At 42.1% G+C, this 18,778-nt stretch carries 15 protein-coding genes and 1 other RNA gene; 4 read left to right on the top strand and 12 right to left on the bottom strand.

All coding sequences use genetic code 11. From position 1 onward, the window contains the following. From H5183_RS05280 to H5183_RS05240, 9 genes are all read right to left on the bottom strand, one after another. On the bottom strand, positions 1–5,723 hold a 5,723-nt coding region (locus H5183_RS05280; protein WP_182731110.1), incomplete at its 3' end, for an S-layer family protein. A gap of 102 nt (positions 5,724–5,825) precedes the next feature. Continuing rightward, the gene (locus tag H5183_RS05275) at positions 5,826–7,148 is read right to left on the bottom strand and encodes a S8 family serine peptidase (RefSeq protein ID WP_182731109.1); all 1,323 of its coding nucleotides are present in this window, start codon (positions 7,146–7,148) and stop codon (positions 5,826–5,828) included. 145 nt (positions 7,149–7,293) lie between these two features. Then, positions 7,294–7,827, bottom strand: a complete 534-nt coding sequence (locus H5183_RS05270) for a phage tail protein (RefSeq protein WP_182731108.1) — start codon at positions 7,825–7,827, stop codon at positions 7,294–7,296. 11 nt (positions 7,828–7,838) lie between these two features. Further along, entirely contained in the window at positions 7,839–8,363 is a 525-nt protein-coding gene (locus H5183_RS05265) for a phage tail protein (RefSeq protein WP_182731107.1), read from the bottom strand. Between the two features lie 11 nt (positions 8,364–8,374). Then, the gene (locus tag H5183_RS05260) at positions 8,375–8,896 is read right to left on the bottom strand and encodes a phage tail protein (protein ID WP_182731106.1); all 522 of its coding nucleotides are present in this window, start codon (positions 8,894–8,896) and stop codon (positions 8,375–8,377) included. A 12-nt stretch (positions 8,897–8,908) separates the two neighbouring features. Continuing rightward, a complete protein-coding gene (locus H5183_RS05255; RefSeq protein ID WP_223192109.1) occupies positions 8,909–9,202 on the bottom strand; it encodes a DUF6916 family protein in 294 nt (97 codons plus the stop codon). 119 nt (positions 9,203–9,321) lie between these two features. Beyond that, entirely contained in the window at positions 9,322–9,831 is a 510-nt protein-coding gene (locus tag H5183_RS05250; protein ID WP_182731105.1) for a GNAT family N-acetyltransferase, read from the bottom strand. 7 nt (positions 9,832–9,838) lie between these two features. Next, positions 9,839–10,513 carry an aspartyl/asparaginyl beta-hydroxylase domain-containing protein gene (locus H5183_RS05245; protein ID WP_182731104.1) on the bottom strand — a complete coding sequence of 225 codons (675 nt, stop codon included), beginning with the start codon at positions 10,511–10,513 and terminating at the stop codon, positions 9,839–9,841. A 551-nt stretch (positions 10,514–11,064) separates the two neighbouring features. After that, the gene (locus H5183_RS05240; RefSeq protein WP_145242935.1) at positions 11,065–12,120 is read right to left on the bottom strand and encodes a phytanoyl-CoA dioxygenase family protein; all 1,056 of its coding nucleotides are present in this window, start codon (positions 12,118–12,120) and stop codon (positions 11,065–11,067) included. A gap of 137 nt (positions 12,121–12,257) precedes the next feature. Here H5183_RS05240 and H5183_RS05235 point away from each other — a divergent pair, with 137 nt between their 5' ends. Further along, positions 12,258–12,770 carry a hypothetical protein gene (locus H5183_RS05235; RefSeq protein WP_182731103.1) on the top strand — a complete coding sequence of 171 codons (513 nt, stop codon included), beginning with the start codon at positions 12,258–12,260 and terminating at the stop codon, positions 12,768–12,770. Between the two features lie 18 nt (positions 12,771–12,788). Further along, complete coding sequence (locus H5183_RS05230; RefSeq protein ID WP_182731102.1) at positions 12,789–13,586, top strand: hypothetical protein; 798 nt, start codon at positions 12,789–12,791, stop codon at positions 13,584–13,586. A 127-nt stretch (positions 13,587–13,713) separates the two neighbouring features. Here the strand turns inward: H5183_RS05230 and H5183_RS05225 are convergent, their stop codons facing one another. Further along, positions 13,714–14,466 carry a sulfite exporter TauE/SafE family protein gene (locus H5183_RS05225; protein ID WP_182731101.1) on the bottom strand — a complete coding sequence of 251 codons (753 nt, stop codon included), beginning with the start codon at positions 14,464–14,466 and terminating at the stop codon, positions 13,714–13,716. Positions 14,467–14,700: 234 nt separating this feature from the next. Then, positions 14,701–15,057: a transfer-messenger RNA gene (gene ssrA / locus H5183_RS05220) on the bottom strand. Positions 15,058–15,357: 300 nt separating this feature from the next. Here ssrA and H5183_RS05215 point away from each other — a divergent pair. Next, positions 15,358–16,983: a DUF342 domain-containing protein gene (locus H5183_RS05215; protein WP_145237159.1), complete on the top strand. Its 1,626-nt coding sequence runs from the start codon at positions 15,358–15,360 to the stop codon at positions 16,981–16,983. Here H5183_RS05215 and rnt read toward each other — a convergent pair. Continuing rightward, positions 16,967–17,662, bottom strand: coding sequence for a ribonuclease T (gene rnt / locus H5183_RS05210; RefSeq protein WP_145237162.1), 696 nt, complete (start codon positions 17,660–17,662; stop codon positions 16,967–16,969). The two genes, H5183_RS05215 and rnt, sit on opposite strands and share 17 nt — an antisense overlap. 217 nt (positions 17,663–17,879) lie before the next feature. Here rnt and H5183_RS05205 point away from each other — a divergent pair, with 217 nt between their 5' ends. After that, the gene (locus H5183_RS05205; RefSeq protein WP_145237165.1) at positions 17,880–18,758 is read left to right on the top strand and encodes an OmpA family protein; all 879 of its coding nucleotides are present in this window, start codon (positions 17,880–17,882) and stop codon (positions 18,756–18,758) included. The last annotated feature ends 20 nt before the right edge of the window (positions 18,759–18,778 follow it).

Raw genomic sequence — 18,778 nt, 5'->3', positions numbered from 1 at the left:
TTAAAGCTGCTGACATCAAACTCACTACCACTGATAGTCCATGCCCCAGAGCCATCAGCCGTCACAGTACGCGATTGGTTATTCGAACCATCGCTGATAGTCACACTGACACTGGCATTGGCTTCTGCGCCAGAGCCGGTGATCAATACACTGCCATCTTCTACAGCATTGATCCGACCATCAACCTCAATCGGGGTGGCGATCGTCAAGGCACTCGGTGCTGCGTTATCTAAAATCACCGCGGTGCTGGCTGCGCTTGAAGTATTACCCGCCGCATCGCTTTGTGTGGCGCTGACGGTGAGCGTGCCATCATTAAAGCTGCTGACATCAAACTCACTACCACTGATAGTCCATGCCCCAGAGCCATCGGCCGTCACAGTCCGTGATAAGTTATTCGAACCATCGCTGATGGTCACATTAACCGTAGCGCCAGAGTCAGCGCCGCGACCTTGTATAAGCACATGCGCATCTTCCACAGCATTGATCCGACCATCTACTTCAATCGGGGTGGTAATACTCGGTGCACTCACGTTAGTATCAATGGTTATTGTAGTACTCGTTCCATTGGTAATATTACCAGCAGAGTCCGTCGCGCGTGCCACAATAGTATGCGAGCCACTCGTCATTGCTGAGCCCACGGTGATACTCCACACCCCACCACTAACAACAGTACTGCCTATTGAGCCATCAACACTTGAAATAAGAGTAATAGTGTCGCCTGTGGTGCCTGTACCTGTAAAAGTGGGTGTTGTATTATTGGTTATATTATCTGTACTCGAAGAACCACTATCACTGGCTGCTGTTAGATCGGCTGCGCTCGGTGCGCTCGGCGCGGTTGTGTCAATTGTCACTGTAAGTGCGCTTGAGCTACTACTTACATTACTTGCTGAGTCTGTTGCTTTTGCTGAAATAGCATGGTCTAAACCGGCAGTTAAAGTGCTAGTGGTAATTTGCCAATTGCCATCGGTCGCTATGCCAGACCCGATTACAGTTGCTCCAGCACCAACTTGGTCGCTGTAAAGACTAACTGTTGAACCGCTCTCAGCAGTGCCACTAAATGTTGGCGTGGTATCGTTGGTAATATTATCCGTAGTAGATAACCCTGAATCAGCAGCCGCATTTAAATCAGGGGTAGATGGCGCACTTGGCGCAACATTATCATTTACCGTTATAGTAAACGCTTTTTGAAAAGTTGTTGTTGCATCGTTACTTTGTACGCACACAATGTAACTTCCTGCACTAAGTGCAGCTTGCGTCTGAATTAAGGTGCCACTGATCTGAAAACTGCTATTGTTTGTGTCAGCGCTACATGTACCGTTTACACTTGCGCCTGAGCTTACAAACGTATAACTATGACTGTCGGTGGTATCTACATCTGAGGTAGTGAGCGCCCCTATATTAGCACCAGGTCCAGTTGATGATTGATTTATACTTGCCGATGAAAGTGAAATATCCGTTGGGGCATCATTTTGCCCAGTAATATTCACTATCGCTTGATTTGTACCCGCGCTGTTTGCTATCCCATCATTAAAGACATAATCCAAAGTCACTGATGATGATGGAGATTCGGAACTATTTTGATAGGTAATGCTTTGTAAAACTGAGTCAACAATTGCAGATGTAGCATTAGCATTAAAGGTCAGTACCAAGGTACCTGAGGAGTTAGTCGTTACCGTTCCGACTGTGGTCGAATTATAAGTAAACGTATTGCCCTCAATTAGCGCGCCCAATAAGTTATTGTTCGCAAAAACATCTTCAGTACTTGCCCCACCGTTTCGACTAATAGTTAAACTGGCATTATTATAATTACCCATCGCGCCATTAAGGGCATCGAGCTCAGTATCAGCGATAGTCACATCTGAGTCGATAACAATTGCAGAGCCATTTTCAATGAAGGTTGCACCGCCATTCAAACTACTAAATACGGGGGCGCTATTTGGCTCAACAAAAGTTATTATGGTATCGCTACCACTTTCAGCAACGCTAAAAGCTAAACTTGAGCCTGGTGAATTACTTAATGAGAGCGTAAGCTCAGAAATATTAAAATCGGTGGCATCTGTATCAACTTCTAATGTGCTAGTGCCATTAAATCGCACATTTGCACTTGAAAGCCCTGTCACGCCAGTAATCGTTAAGGTATCACCTACGGCTAGATCGGTGATGGTATCCCCTGATAATTGTGATGCACTGCCGACAAAATTATCGTTACCTGCATTGCCCGTCATCGAATCAGTACCACCGCCTGGGCGGATGGTATCTGCGCCGCTACCGCCAACAATAGTATCATCGCCATTGAAATTGCTGGCTGTAATCGTCAACATGTCACTGGCAAAGGCTGAAGCATTTATTGATAGGGCTGCTGTAATTTCACCGCCACTCGCATTTGACACTGATACTGCTTGACCATTGGCATTAAAGTTGTCAGTCAAGGTTATCGTGGCATTATTGTCAGTTCCTATTGCCACGCCTTCAACAGCAGACACTGAGGTACTGGTGAAATCAAACGCCCCACCATCCATAAGTTTCAGTGTTTCAGTGCCCGCACTACCCGTTATAGCAGTGCTAAAATTACCAATATTAGCGGCATCAATAGCCACTGTTGCGCCACTAGCTAACGAAAGAGTGCCTATATTTAAAAATCCACCGCCGCTAATGTCTGCACCATCAGTTACTTGTACTTGGTCGGCAACACTATTCTCGCCAATTAACGTGCCCGTGTATGCACTGTTACCAATTGCAAAAATTATGGCGTCGGTTGATGAACCAGCCGTAACATTAGTGGTCCCTGTTGATACGGTGATTGTTCTGGTATTTGTACTGTCATCAGCTACATCGTAGCTTTCAATACCAGTTAAGGTTGTGAAATCACCATCACCGGTGATAATAATCGTTTCTGAACCTGGCGCTGTTATGGTGCCCGTAAAACTGCCATGCTGGCTGGCCGTCATAGATACTGACGCACCCGAAGCAAGTGTTAAATTAGTCACATTACTAATCGTGGCATTACTAATGTTTGCGCCGCTACTCATAGACAATGTATCAGCAACACTATTTTCGCCGGTAATTGTTCCCGTATAAGCTAGTGTGCCAATGTCAAAAGTAATGGCATCAGTTACCGAGCTAGCTGTTACTGAGTGCCCCGCGGCGCTAATAGATACTGTACGCGCGTTCGTGCTATCGTCATTTAATGTGTAGCTTTCAATTGCTGATACTGTAGCGAAATTACCATCACCTAAAATATCTAGCGTCTCATTACCACTGCCTGATACAGTGCCTGAGAACAATGCTAGCTGTGATGCAGCAATACTTGCTGAACCGCCACTTGCTACCGTCAAGTTTTCAAAGCCGCTAATTGTGGCGCCAGAAATACTGCCACCACTACCAATAGATAACGTATCAGTGCCGGTGTTGCCCGCTAAAATACCGGTTGCGCTAACTGAGCCAATATTGAGAGTATCGTCGCCGGTGCTACCCGTAAGATTTTGCCCTGCAGCGCCAAGGGTGAATGCATTTGGTGCAGATAAAACATACGTTTCAATCGCACTGTTGCCTGTTAGTCCATCCGTTGCTGAGCTAATAGTTATCGTTTCTGTGCCTGGTGCTGTAAACGTTGTAAAACTATCGTGCTGCGCCTCAGTCATCAATACACTCGCACCACTGGCAAGTGTTAATGATTCAAAGGCAGATATTGTTGCACCACTAAGATCAGCACCAGTGCCAGCCTGCAATATATCGGTACCCGCAGCGCCGTTCAATGTACCTGTTACCGTGAAGGCATTAATATTAACGGTATCATCTGCGCTGCTGCCAGTTACATTTTGCGCTGCGCTACCAAGCGTAAAGGTCATCGCTGTGCCAAGCACATAGGTTTCAATATCAGTGTCGCCAGTGAGCGCTTGATCGCCATTGGCACTAGCGATAGTAAATTGATTTGTACCATTGCCATTTATAGTAGTGAAACTGTCATGCTGCGTTTCACTTAATGTCAATGAACCATTGTTATATGGCGTTAAGGTTTCAAAACCCGTTAAGCTTGTGAACCCAGTTAAGTCGCTCCCGGTAACAACACTGATTGTATCGGTACCGCCGCCGCCATCAGCCGTTGACCCTGTAATATGCGCTGCATTGTTAATATTTAATGTTTCATTATCGTCACTAAATGTAATTGCTGGGCTTAAATTTATACCGTTTAAGGTACTAAATCCAGCAGCGGCAGAACTCGCTGAAGTAATATTAGCAACCGAAATTGTCGCTGTACGACTTACACTATTTTCAGTGCCATCATTAATTACCACTGTCACCGTTCTAGCGGTTTCATTAGGTGAGCTAGAGGTATTGTTATAGGTTACCGCCTGAAGGAAACTTGCTACTTCAGCAGCGGTGGCCGTTGCCCCTGTAATGGAAATGGTGTCATTCAACGTAATATCTGCAGCACCAGAAACACCACTTAGCGCATTTTGCGCCGCAGCCGATACATTTAGCCCCTCCAATGCGCCATCTTGGTCATTGGTCAAGCTAATGGTTATGGTGGAAATAGTGTCGCCATCGGCTTCTGTAACAGCAGCATTACTAGCGATACTTACCGCACTGCCGCCTTCAGAGAAAGAGGCGCTGCTATTGTCACTCCCCGAGGTGGAGTCAAGGTCTACCTCAGGCGCAGTATTCGCAGTAGTGAAGTTAAAGGTAGTATCATCACTAATGCCAGCAAAACTATTGCCAGCTGCATCATCTACTGCTGTTGCATCAATGCGAATGGCGTAGTTACGGTTGCCGCTTAAGTTATTGGTTGGGTTAATGTAAATTTTATCATTTGTAATGCCAATACGACCTGCACTTGGGCTAGTCGTCGTACCGTCGCTTTCTGTCGCGACATCAAACACTTCAAAATCACTACTACCACTTACGTCACGAATAGTAATGCTACCCGTTCCAAGGGCTATATTTTCGTTGAAGTCAATAGTAATATTACTACTTCCCGTGACCCCTGTCGCATTGTCATTCGGTGTTGAGTTTCCACCATCTAACGTAGGTGCAACCTCATCGATATCTGTCACCGTGATGGTAATATTTTGTGTAGCCGTGTTGTTGCTACTTCCACCATCATTGGCAGTAACGATAATATTATAAATATTGTCGCCGCCGCTGTCTCCCGGCGATTCATAGTCCGGTGCAGTCTTAAACGTGATGACACCAGAGCTTGAGTTAATAGTGAACTGCGAAGCGTCTGTACCAGATAAAGTGTAAGTGATCCCTACGTCATTGCTACCGCTATCCCCATTGTCAGCATTAACATCAAGCACTGTGCCCGTGCCATTTTCTGCAAAGTTAGTAGATGGGTCGCTGTTAAAGGATGGAGAAGTATTACTAGGTGTTCCAGGATCCCAATTACAAAGCCCGGCCGTATCATTACACGAGGCCTCATCCGTGAAAATGGAACACGATGGGATCATACCCGTACACTGCAAAAACTCAAGCCGCCCCCAATTTGGATCGCGCGTGACCGTAATGGCTTTGCTAGTCAACCTTGACTGCACGTACTCTAGCGCTTGCTGATTAACAGCGGTATGAGCCGCCCCGCCCTGTAATGTCTCTGCATTTGCTAGCGTTGATGAAGCCACCGCCATAGGCAACTGAATAGCAGCACTGCATAGCAATGCGGCCTTAATATGGGTTTGTAGTTTACTGTACGTAAATACCATTGCGCTGTTATGTTCTGCATCCATAGTTTTATCCACATTTTATACCCAGAAGCTCACTTCCAAGGTAGGAACGACCTTTATCCAAATTGTTGTGTTATAAGTAGCTAACACAGCCGTTTAATTACTTTACTTACTCTGGTTGTCCAACGCTAAACCAGACACTTGAGCCAGCTTTTGTTTGACTTTACTTGCCGTTAGTTCGGGTTCAGCGGCCAACAGCAGTGCAATCATGCCCGTGCAATATGCCGCTGCGTAAGAAGTACCACCAAAACCACTGTATGCATTATTTCTTGCGATACCCCTAGCACTGTAACCTGGCATCCAAGCACTAACCGATTTACCAAAGTCGCTAAAACTTGCCGGCATACCGCTGCTATTTATTGCGCCCACCACCACCGCAGACGCAATACTCGCCTCTGTACTATTTGCTTTAATCATCTTCCCGCTGTTTCCAGCGGCTAATACCACTAAGGTTCCTTTACCGCCTCGGCCGGTTTGTGCTAGGCCATCAATGGCATCTTTTATTGGTTCTAATAGCAACTGCGTTTGCCAACTCATGTTAACAATGTCGGCTTGCGCCAGTTGCGCGATATGTAACGACTCCAATGTATGGCTTGTCCAGCTTCTTGTTTGCCTTATTGCAATAAGCCCGGCGTCGATTGCAAGACCCGCCATTTCAGCTGGCAGCAAGTTGGTTGCTCTGGCAAAGATCACTCCGACTACCTTAGTACCATGTTTATCAAAGCGGCTTTGCGGCTGTACGTCCTTGACTCGTCTTTCTATATCGTAGGTGAGTAATACCTTAGTTTTACTTAAGGCCTCATGTTTTAAATCAAAGCCATCATCGATAACAACGATTGTTACTCCCTCGCCTTGAGTCGATTGTTGTAGTTGTTTTTGCCATTTCTCTAACTGAAATAAACGAAAAGGTAAGCTTTTCATAGAATCTGATTGCGACAAGGTTTTTGTTAACCATTGCGCAGCGTTATGATTTTCAACTTCGAGCTTACTTTTTATTTGTAAAATATCTGGTTGAGCATATATTACCCCCTCCAAACCAATGGCAATCGCTAGTGCATCAGTCAAGCGCTTTACAGACGCGTCTTTTAGCGATACCACCATAAACTCGTGCTCTGCAAAGGGCCCAAAGGTGGCTAGCTGACCCACCTCTATTTTTTGTTTTAAGACGTTTGTAACGCCACCGCCCATCCCAGCCTTTATTTTTATGATTATTTTGTTACTCAGCTCTACCAATTGTTCTGAATTAGCAAACTTATAAACACTCTTAGGTTCAGCGCTGCTCTGTTCAAGTTTTATCTTGTTGCCAAAATTAACAAACTCAATTCCCTGTGCATTCGTCGTACCAATAGATAAAACAACAAATATAAAGCACAGCACCAGCTTTAACTTTATTAGATAAAAAAGCTGACAAACTTCTTTTTTACACATTGGTTACCACTCTTACAAACACCACAATAAGTTACTAATTTAAAAGCTATAATGACACTCAATTACCACCATAAAATATAAGTATTAGTAAGGATCAGCACCAACAACAAGCCAATCTCTTACCAATTCTTTGCGCCTTACTAAGCTAGTTCCTTGGTGGAAATGTACCATCTAGTGCCAATGCAAACTGAATCGCCAAAAATGGCTGGCGGTTTTCATGTCCAGCATTTGCCATGCCATTGGTACCAAGCGCAGCATAATCCATCGCTATCTGCTCTTGCGCATTAGGAGCGTTATCATAAATAGTACCAGTTGCAGACTGAGCGAGTAGATTCCCCTGCCCCGTACCAACCGTTCCGCCTAATGAAGTCGTACCATTAAGAGTATGGGTATGAGCAGGTAAGTTCGACTCATGTAACACAACTTCATTTGCGCCTTGCTTTTCAGTTAACATATTTGGTGTCAGGCCTGGACTTGTCCCCGTCCCCATCGGAACTCTACATTGTAAATTTGGTACCCCCATGGTGGTGCGACAATCACCGCCAAAGTTACAGCCTATTACCGCAAAAAGTGCTGAATTTTGCGATATAGGTAGTAGCTGTCCTTCACAACTGGTCCACCACTCTGGTGTAAAATTGCATACAAACATTCGAACTTCACCTAAAAAACAATCAGCCATTATTCTTCTCCTTAATTTCTAGGTGGATATATGCCATTTAGACATATGATAAAATTAACCCCAAGGCTAGGCATTTTGTTTTCATGAGCATGATTGCTTCCCGCAGAGGCAATAATGCCGTTATACATAGCTGAAGGGCCATCATTGTGCTGGGCCGTTGCTGGTTCACAGTAAATATCAGCTTTACCCAACACTTGCCCAGCAGGGTTTGTACCCGTAGCGGCGTTGTTACTTACCTGAAAATTATGGCTATGCGATGGTATTTGACTGATATCTAAGGTGACCGTTTCTACCCCTTTCATTGTTCCTATCTGTGTTGGCGTTAATCCGGGACCACTGCCGAACCCCATAGGTAACCGACCTCGCATATCAGGAAACCCAAAACTACTTCTACCATCTCCACCATAAGTATTCCCAAGCAAAGAGAATAACGCTTCATTCCCTGGAATTGCGGTGATCTGTCCGTAGCAAAACGCCCATTTAAACGGCGAGTAATTGCCGGCAAACATCGTTATCTGTCCAATAAACCCTTCCATTTACGACCTCCTTAGTTTCGGCTCGGATAAATGCCAGTGAGTGCAATGGCAAAGTTAAGAGATAAGCTAGGTTGCATATTATTGTGGCTCTGACCGCCGCCAATGCTTGATACCGTGGAGTCTGAGGTATTTACCAAACTTGTAGCTGCGGCATATATAGGCTCTGCCGTCTGCGTCGCCATTTGGTTTGGTCCCGGAATATTAGCAAGTGGAGAGTTAGCCGTTTTCGTACTTGCTTGCACGTCGTGGGTATGAGCGATATTTACTAAGGTTAACGTTACGTTTTCAGCGCCACCAGCATTGCCTCTATCGTAACTAGCGTTTCCTAAGTCACCAAGCCCCACTGGCACTCTGCCACGAAAGTCTGGTAAACCAAAGGTTGTTCTACCATCACCACCATACGCGGTGCCGGTGAGAGAATAAAGCGCTGGATTTTGGCTAATTTGAATTAGCTGACCGTTACATAAAGACCAATTTTTAGGTGCCCAATTGTAGCCATAGAGGGTAACCTGTCCAATATAGGGTTCTGACATTATTAAACTCCTTTATGCTTCTTTTTTTATGCTGATAATTATTTGATACTTATCTTTTTCGTATGCAGATAAAAACAGTGGCATTTCACCCAACTTTTGATGCTTTAATGTATACGTATCATCAGTAAGCGGAAAATTTGATTTGGCGGTTAACGTTACAGAAAATCCTTCGAATTCATTACTGTTTAGCTTGCACTCATCAATAGCATCAACTTGCAACTCGTTTAGCTTATGCTTGCCATCGGCCGTAAAAACTTCAACATCCTGACCGATTAAGTCTTCAAATAAACTACTAGTTAGTTTCACAACACTTGCTCCTTTGCTCATTAAGTTAGACTCGCTCTTGTTAACTAAAAAACAGTTATTAATACCAATGATCAAGCGAGGCGCTTTATTACCTTTCGTTCATTACCCCTCTTTTTAAATTAACCTAAAGCTATATTCCTAAAAGCTGGCGGATACCAAATTAGTAACTCATAAGGAGCCTTAATTGATTCAATTTTAAAGCCTAGCTTTTGATATAAACGCTTTGCAGCAAAATTATGTTGCTCAACGGTCAGTGTTAAAGGTGCACCAGATTGTAATGCGGCACTTTGAAACGATTGAATTATCGCTGAGCCAAAACCATGCCCTCTCGCACTTGGTAAAAAGCCAATATCGACGATACGAATTTCATTTGGGCCAAAATCAATGGTTGCCTTACCGATTGCTTCATGATGTTTTTCAATAATAAAGTACATTGCATTGGGGAACTTATCTCCATACCCTTGGGTTTGAGCTTTAAACTGCATTTCCACAATTGACTCTACAAAATCTTTTTCGCCATCAATTAACTGTAAGTCTTGTCGCATTAAACTATGCAGCTTTTCTAAAAAAGGCTTATCGTTTGCATTTGACGGTCTTATATTTAAGCCCTTAGGAATATTAAGTTTCATTACCTCTTTAGCTCCTTAGCTTACTTTTTTTACTACAATATGTTTTTTCTTTAGAGTTCATAATTAAATCCAACAACCACTCATTAACATTACAGTCTATGACAAGGTTGATTCTTGGTGTATCACCAGTATTTATTACAGAATGTTCCGCATCGGCATTTATATACCAACAGCTGCTCTGACTTATTGGAACTTTTAAATCATCCACTAAAAATTCAACATGTTCAGATGTCTCTAAAGAAATATGAATACGTGCCTGGGCTGATAGCTCAATACTCAATCCAAGGTCTCGGTGGGGTTTAATCAAAGAGTTGGGGGAAAGGCGCATAAGCCGTGCAGATAAAATATTACATTTAAATTCTGACAATAACTCACTAATAGAAGGTAAATATTGAAGGTGATCGCCATCAATAAAACTTGAGCTAGACTCAATTGCGAAAGATTGCAGAATCACATGCTTATCAGCATGTTCAACAGGCACTCTTAAAGGCAATACATCCCAATCGCCCTGATAACACTGGGTATTAACATGTCTAACCCATTCTAATTTTTTTGCTACAAGCAAATCGGCAGACATCTTTTTTACATTATAAAAAATTTCAAGTTTGGCAAACGAAATGACTGGAGAGACTATATTCTCACCAGCATTAACAACTTCAGGAATAAGTATGTCATCATTCATTATTTGTTCTCAAACGAAGAGAATGAATGAGCAAGTATTTAATCTTAAAACAAAGTGTATACAGGATGGGGGTGAAATCGATTTCTGTATGTATATTGTTGCGGTATGTTGAGCTACTTTCACTCACTATAACGGCTTTAGCACATGACTCTAATTGCATTTTAAGTAAAGACTTTAAATAACAAATTATTGGTTTTGCGCGCCGTAAACGCTTTGTAAGCTGTGAACTTTGTGCTTCCATACTGAAGTATTCCTTTGATATCCAATTATCGTGCTAAATTCTATTAGGGAATTAATACTACATTCAGTTAAGAGCTTAGTTTAAAAGCTATAGGGTACAACTTTAATTTTCATTTATTTTATATAGCTTTAATTTATTTGATTTATATCAAACATCATAAAAAACCATAAAAAAATAAAAGGCTTAGTAAATGCAGCTTAATTTAAATTATCTTGAGCATGGCACAGGAGTGTTATAAAAAACATTACACGTTATTACATGGCATCATTTTTATTCTTATAAATAACTGCAGGCTTGATTTTGCTTAGCTTTATAATGAGCTCATATTTATATATTGCACAATTCGAGGACTATTCGTCCTATTTGGACAACTACCATGCGGCAGTGTATGTTGCCAAACAATTAAACTGCCCGCTTTTGCAGGCAAAGGCGTACTGTGCCATTGTTGGCAATTAAAATGATGTGGATTGGTGTTTTTAGGTAAGCTAGCAAGCCAGCCGTCTATTTTTTTATGAAAACCAGGAACACAACTAAACGCACCTTGATCAGCGGTAACATCAGTAAGGTACAGTAACCCTTGCGTTGCAAAGGTGAGCGGTTTATTAAAATTAATATCCCAGTGCAGATTTGGCCCGGGAAACTGCCAACTCAATGTCTCTGGCGGGTTAAAACCAACCCTATCAGTACTTACAGTTAAATTACTTTTACCCCACAGTTGCTCAAAAACATCCCGCACCTGAGGCTGCTTCCGAATAGCTTGCATTGTTATATCATTAAAAATTTGTACCATAACTCCTTGTTTAAGATCATGATTTCGGTACCATGAAGCAGGATTGTGTTTATCCATATTCAAACGTTCATAAATCATATTACAAACGTTTTCACATAGCGTTTTTTCCACCAACTCAGGAATAATAACGTAACCATTATCATCCCAGCTTTGCCACTGCTGTGACGTTAAAACATAATGACGAGGCTGATTTAGTAATATTTTTTGTTGTTTTGGGTCTTTTTGCTGAAAAAATGCTGCTACCTTTTCATTTAACTTACTTTTAACTGTATTTGAAATAGCTATGCCATAACGCTGTTCTACCCAGTTTTCGAACGTTAAAAAACTATCCGATGAAAAAATGAATTCTATCGTCGGTGTGAGCCCTAAGCCTAAAGTATCCATGATCATGACATCAAGCGACCATTCGCCTTCTATTATTTTTTTATCCGCACAACCTTGTTTTTGTAATTGCGCTTTGTGCCACATTCGTTTTAATTGAAATAAACCTAAACGCCCAGTTTCTTTATAACAAGGTAGTATGCTCTGCGCTGTTGTGTGCAGAGATGGCACTTTTGCTATCAATTCATTTTGCATAATAACTCCTTTTTCTTGCCTGATTTTAGACAAGCAAAACACCTTAAATTGATTTATTAACGCTAACTAAACTTAGTTAGAATAGAGTGCTATATTACTGTAAGCAACAATTGTAATTGCTAAATACAGGGAGTGGTATGAACACTGAGATTGAAAAAATTCTCGCCTTTGTTACTCATATTGGAATAAAGCACAGGTATAAAACCTTAGACGAAAAAACCTTTCTACCCGGCCTTAAGCTAGAAAAAGGCGTTTTATTGCTTGATTTTGTCAATGGGTTCTATCCTGGTGACATCCTTCATGAAGCAGGGCATATTGCAGTAACCTCAGAGACAAACAGAACCTGTTTAACCGGCGATATGAAAAACCATGATCACCAAGCCGCTGAAGAAATGACCGCGATTGCATGGTCATGGGCCGCAGCCTGTTACTTAAATATTGCACCCGATGTTTTATTTCATCAACACGGTTATAAAGGCAGTTCAGCTAGCTTAATAACCGCTTTTAGCAATAATACTGGCTTTGGCTATCCGCTGTTGTATTCATGGTTTATGTGCGAACAACCTGATCACCCCAACGGTTATCCAAACATGTTAAGGTGGCTTAGAGATGACGCCTACACACAAGCTCAACTAAAAAAATTACAATAAATACGATAAGGAACATACGTGCTTGATAATAACTTTTCCTCAGAGCAGCTTACTTTACTATGTGCTGACTTAGCTCAACTAAGATTAATAGCCGATTTAACACTTGCGCCTAATATGCCTTACTTTGCTGAAAAACCTTATCCAATTGGCCGCTGTAGAGAAATAAGAGACGAGGTATTTACATTACTACAAGCACAACTGCCGCACACAAACAAACCAGGGCTTAGCTTATTAAAAGGTCTTATTGCACAGGGCAATCCTTTACAAAAAGCATGGGGTTCACTGCGGGATGAGTATTTTCAAAACGCATTTATTATTGGTCCTTGGTATATTGATGTTTCTAACGACACCGTGAATGCCAATAAACCCAGAGTAGAGATTTTGCCTTTAGCGACATCAAACTTTACCCCAATTAAAGATTTTACTCAGTTTGTAAAAATAGCCCGTAACTATTGGAAAGTTGAGGTGTATAGAAATGATGTATGCCCAGCACTTGCGCCTTATATGCCACTTTTATGTGTTGGCGATAACGGTACTAGCTGGCTAGGAGCCGCAAACGACGACATGCTAAACATCGCAATAAACAGCCAATTTACCCAATCAAAAGCAATATTAAAAGTTCTGCCAAGCCCACCAAAAGAAATAATACAGCGCTGGCAATCGCTGTTATTAAACTTCACTCACGACCCTTTATTGGTAACAAAAGGAGATGCAATCATCTTTTGTGATGAATACAGTAAAAAGTTACAGCACCCCGATCTAGCACACAGGGATGCCGCTGTGATTGCCTATTCATCGTTACCAAAGTCAGTGTGATTTAGAATATCAGTGCAACACTCATTGTAATGATGTGTAATAGAAAAGCCTGCCCTTGTTCCTGTACTCCTTAGAATTTATAAAGCGCTATGACACCTAGACTTATAGCGCTTTAACAAATTGTTAGCTAAAACGCTTGTAACCCCTGCCATGCCAATTGCAGCGCAAGTAAGGTTAAAACAACCCGAAAAATACGTTTAAACTTCTCGGCAGAAATACGGTGTAATAACTGTAAACCAAGCCACGTGCCAAGCGCACCACTGATGATCATTGCCGCAACTAAAGGCAACCACTGCCAAAACGAAAAACCTACAAAACCATACAAAATAGCTTTAAAAGTATGTTGCACACTCATACAAGCGGAAAAAGTAGCGGTATATCTTAGCTTTTCATAATTATTAACATACAAACAACTGCCCACTAACGGGCCACTTGCGCCAACAAACATCGATAAAAATGTTGTCACAGCACCAGCTGTACTGCGCCATAAAGCTGAGGTTTCACGCAACTTTGGCGTCACTCCCCACAATAAATAAAGTACAAACCCTACCACGACAATTTTCATCAATTCAAGTGGAATACGGGTCACAATAGACGACGCAGCAAACGCACCAATAAGCCCACCGAGTGAAAAGTACGCAAACATACTTTTATCAAGGTGTTTAAAAGTCAGCATAAACCTATTGGCATTTGAGCCCAGCTGCACTAACCCATGCACCGGAATAACAATACTCATAGGCAATAATGACGCCATCACCACCAACAACATCAACCCGCCACCAGCACCAAAAGCCGCCGAAATCATCGACGTTACAGCCGATAATATAATAAGCCCAATCACGCTGAGCGGCGTTAATAAATCGCCAGCTAAAAATTCCATGTAAGATCACTTGGCAAGTAAAAGAGTATAATGACGTTAACATGAGTAAAAATAAGATGCGAGTACCTAAAGCACCAGTAAAATGAAGCGCTCATTTCAATAAAATAAAAATAAGCGATGAGCTATTAAAACAATAAAACACTTCGCCTTAAACATAAAAAAACCCACCAACCTGATTGCTCAAATTGGTGGGTTTTTTAGGGTTTTTAAATCAACGAATTTAAAAACCGATATTGGTGGAGCTGGGGGGATTTGAACCCCCGTCCGAAAAGCCTCGACCGTCGGTACTACATGTTTAGTATTGTCATTTAATTAACCTTTAAGTCCCGGACAAACACGGTAAGTAAAGGCGAGGCCGCTTAGTTTTAGCGCTTCAACCCCGGCCAGGGTTTCCGTCGCGATCAGGTGTTAGGGTGACACTCCAAAATCCAGTCCACAAGAATACATGGAAGGAGCGCTAGCCAGCCTAAGCTGCTAGAGAGTAGTTATCGTCGTTTGCGATTACTTTAAATTGCGGCTTTTTAACGAGGCAAACCGCACCTCGACATGCACCTTGGGCTTCTTGAATTCCGTCGAATCCTAATCAGCCCCTGAATTAGTAAACTCATTCAGAGCGTGCAGCCAGTATAACCGAGTAACGCGCTGATACTCAAGGCCCTTTTATGCTTTATTTTATATTGCTATGGCGTTGCTGATTAAATATGCAAATATATGTTAATCCTCTTCATTGCACCAAACAATAAAATAACATTTACTTAACATTGCTTAGGGGTTATGCTCAGCAGCGTGTTAGTTTGAAAATACCCAAAAACGGTTTAGTCGAGCAGCATACAAATTAAAGCATCTAAATAAAAATAATAAAAACAGGCATATTACATAGGAAATCGATAAATGTCGTTGTTTATACATAACCCTGTAACGGGTTTTGTGTCACTGCTTGAGCACCCTAAAAATAGTGGTTTCCCAGTGACTAGCGCGCAACTTATTGAGTTAATCGAACAGTCCCCGTTCGCTGATTTCGATATAGTCAGTGCAAATATTGGTAAGTTATTCTCACCGAGCAAAAACTATCAGGATGATTCTTTAATTGTTGCTCGTGCACTCGATGCGTCGATATTCATTCAGGTTGATGAAAAAAATATGGTCGCTGAAGCCACATTAACCACTGCTAAAGGTGGGGCCTTAATGTCGATTGACAAGGCTCGCGAAGCACTGGTTGATGCTGGCGTATTACATGGCATTAGCACTCGTGCTCTGGACAATTTTTTAGGTCAGCAATTTGACAAGCCTGCGGGTGTTTCCTATAGAGCGATTGTTGCTCATGGTCGTAGACCAAAAGAAGGCAGCGACGCTAAATTTGTACGTTTGTGCGCTACAGCACAAGATCGTGTATTGAGTCCACAAGCAAAAGAAGGTGGTAAGGTCGATATGCGCAATTTAGGCGCGATCATCACTGTAAAACCGGGCACTCCTCTAATGCAGCGTGTTGCTGCAACTCCTGGGGAAGATGGTTATACGGTATTTGGTGATGTGCTGCCCGCCATACCAGGTAAAGATCTACCATTACAACCATTTGAAGGCACTAAACTCGATCCAACTAATCCCAATGTACTGATTGCAGATTGTAAAGGTGTGCCTGTCGCCCTCCCTCGTGGCATGCGCGTTGATGACGTGTTGTGTTTTGATAATGTTGATATTGGCACCGGTCATGTTGATTTTGACGGCAGCGTAATTATCAGTGGCGATATAAAAGATGGTATGCACGTGCGTGCCAGTGGTGATATCACGGTATTGGGATTTGTTGAATCAGGCCAGATCGAAAGTGCCAGTGCGGTCACAATTATGCTCGGTGCAATTGGTCGTAAGCGTGAAAATGACGAAGCGTTTACTTGCAAAATTAAAGCCGCTCGGACTATTTCAATTGGCTATGCCCAGTATTGCCATATTCATAGCGAACAAGATCTCTTTATTGAACGACAAGCATTACATTGTGACTTGAGTGCTCGGCGGTTGATCCGCGTTGGTAAAGCAAATAATCCGCGCGGTAAAATTATTGGCGGCAATATTTTAGATGCCATGCGAATTGAAACCGGAGAGCTAGGTGCCCCATCGGGCACAAAAACCCGAGTTTTCATCGCGCAGTATTGGCATGACTTGAGACAAAAACAATTGCAAATTGCCGATTTTGAAAAACTGTTAGCCACTAAATCCGCAGCATTAAAGCAAGCACGTAAAAAAGCAGTTAAAATTCCAGCACCAGCAAAACGACAATTATTTTTAGACAAAATTAGTGCCAGCGAGCAACAAATTAATATTCGTATTGCCAACACCAAACGTAAAAAACATCTAGTAAAACAAAAAATAGCACAGCTTTTAGCTACTAGCCGTTTAAAAATTAATGAGTTAATGCATCCCGGTGTGGAGCTAAAAATCGCAAAAGATTCAAAACACTTTTCGCGTATTTATCCGCCCCACTTAGTTAAAATGAGCGAAGGTAAAATTACTCAGTCGTTTTAACGGCTGAGTCTTCGTTGTCACCAGCTTGCTCTGCATCTTCCGGCACTTCTGCAGCTAAAGGCCAGCCACCCAGCTGTTGCCAACGATTAACTATCAAACAATATAGCTCTGCCGTACGTTCGGTGTCATATAATGCTGAATGAGCCTGTTTGTTGTCAAATTCAATGCCAGCTGCACGACATGCTTTAGCAAGTACCGTTTGACCAAGTGCCAAACCCGCTAATGAGGTTGTGTCAAAACTAACAAACGGATGAAATGGCGTACGCTTAATATTATTACGTTCTATTGCTGCATTTAAAAAACCATGGTCGAACGCCGCATTATGAGCCACTATGACTGAACGTTGACAACCCGCAGCTTTTTGAGCTTTACGTACCACTTTACAAATTTCTTTGATCGCTTCCTCTTCAGATACTGCGCCACGTAATGGCGAGAAAGGATCAATACCATTAAAATCAATAGCGGCTTGTTCAATGTTTGCGCCTTCAAATGGCTCAACATGAAAATGCACAGTATGATCAATACTGAGTAGGCCTTCATCATCCATTTTTAATACTGACACCGCAATTTCTAACAGTGCATCGGTTACTTTATTAAAGCCTGCAGTTTCAACATCAATAACCACCGGGAAAAAGCCACGAAAGCGTTTTGCGAAAAGAGTTTGTTCAGTATTTGCCATAGTATTCTTGGTTTGCCAGAGTAAGCTGGCTATTATGTCAAAAATCATAGTGGCTAGGCTAGCGCTTTACAGATTAAATTAACACTTACATTTAGGCATATAACTTGCTTTACTTAACTAGAACTAGAGCTAGCTAACGACACCTTGATGACTGTTAGCCTCTGTAAATGCAGCTTTTGCCAAGATATTGGCGTAATAAATTGTTGGAGATCCCGTAATGAAGCTTTCAATGCTGTTTATCAGTCTAAGCATTGCAACTGCATGCCTTTCAGATACGGCCAGCGCTGCAATGCGCCAGTACACAGCCACGGCAGATAACTCACAATGGGAAGTTGTAAAAACAACTCGCTTACAATGCCAATTAAATCATGAAGTTCCATATTATGGCGAAGCTATTTTCAGCGCTACCGCGAGCAAAAATAAAGACCTGCTATTTAACTTGGATATGGTTGTCCGTCCTGACAATTACAGTATTGCTGGTTTAAAAGCAGTCCCGCCAATCTGGCGAGCAGGTTTACCAGCACGTGATATTGCTGACATGAAATTACTACGAAAATTTGACGGCGAACTGGGTAACAAAACGGCATGGGAAATGTTGACCGAGCTTGAAAAAGGCTACCAACCTACTTTTTATTACCAAGACTGGCAAAATAGTGCCGATAAAATTGCCGTTGGCTTATCGAACATTAATTTTAAACAAGCCTATTGGGCATTTTTACAATGCCGCGATGAATTACTGCCATACAGCTTTGAAGATATTTCCTTCACGATTATGAATTATCAACCAAATACCAGTAAACTTACTAAATCATCAAAACAACGTTTAGATAAAATTGCTGAGTATTTAAAGTACGATACGACGATTGCGGCTATTTCGATTGACTCATACACAGATAGCTACGGTGGTCGTTGGAACAACTTAGAGCTGTCTAAAAAACGAGCTCAAGCGATCAAAGAATATATGGTGAGCCTAGGAATTGATGAAACTAAAGTTGAAACGCAAGGCTTTGGTGAAAAACGTCACGTAGCGACTAACGATAATATTTTGGGCCGCGATAAAAACCGCCGCTTAGTGATACAAATTGAGAAAATGTAGCTAAAAGAAGTAATGCCTTT

Origin of the sequence: Pseudoalteromonas sp. SR44-8 (assembly GCF_014163635.1) — a bacterium.
Classification (GTDB): Bacteria; Pseudomonadota; Gammaproteobacteria; order Enterobacterales; family Alteromonadaceae; genus Pseudoalteromonas; species Pseudoalteromonas rhizosphaerae.
The sequence above is the reverse complement of the archived record's forward strand: the minus strand, read 5'-3'. Positions and strand labels throughout refer to the sequence as shown.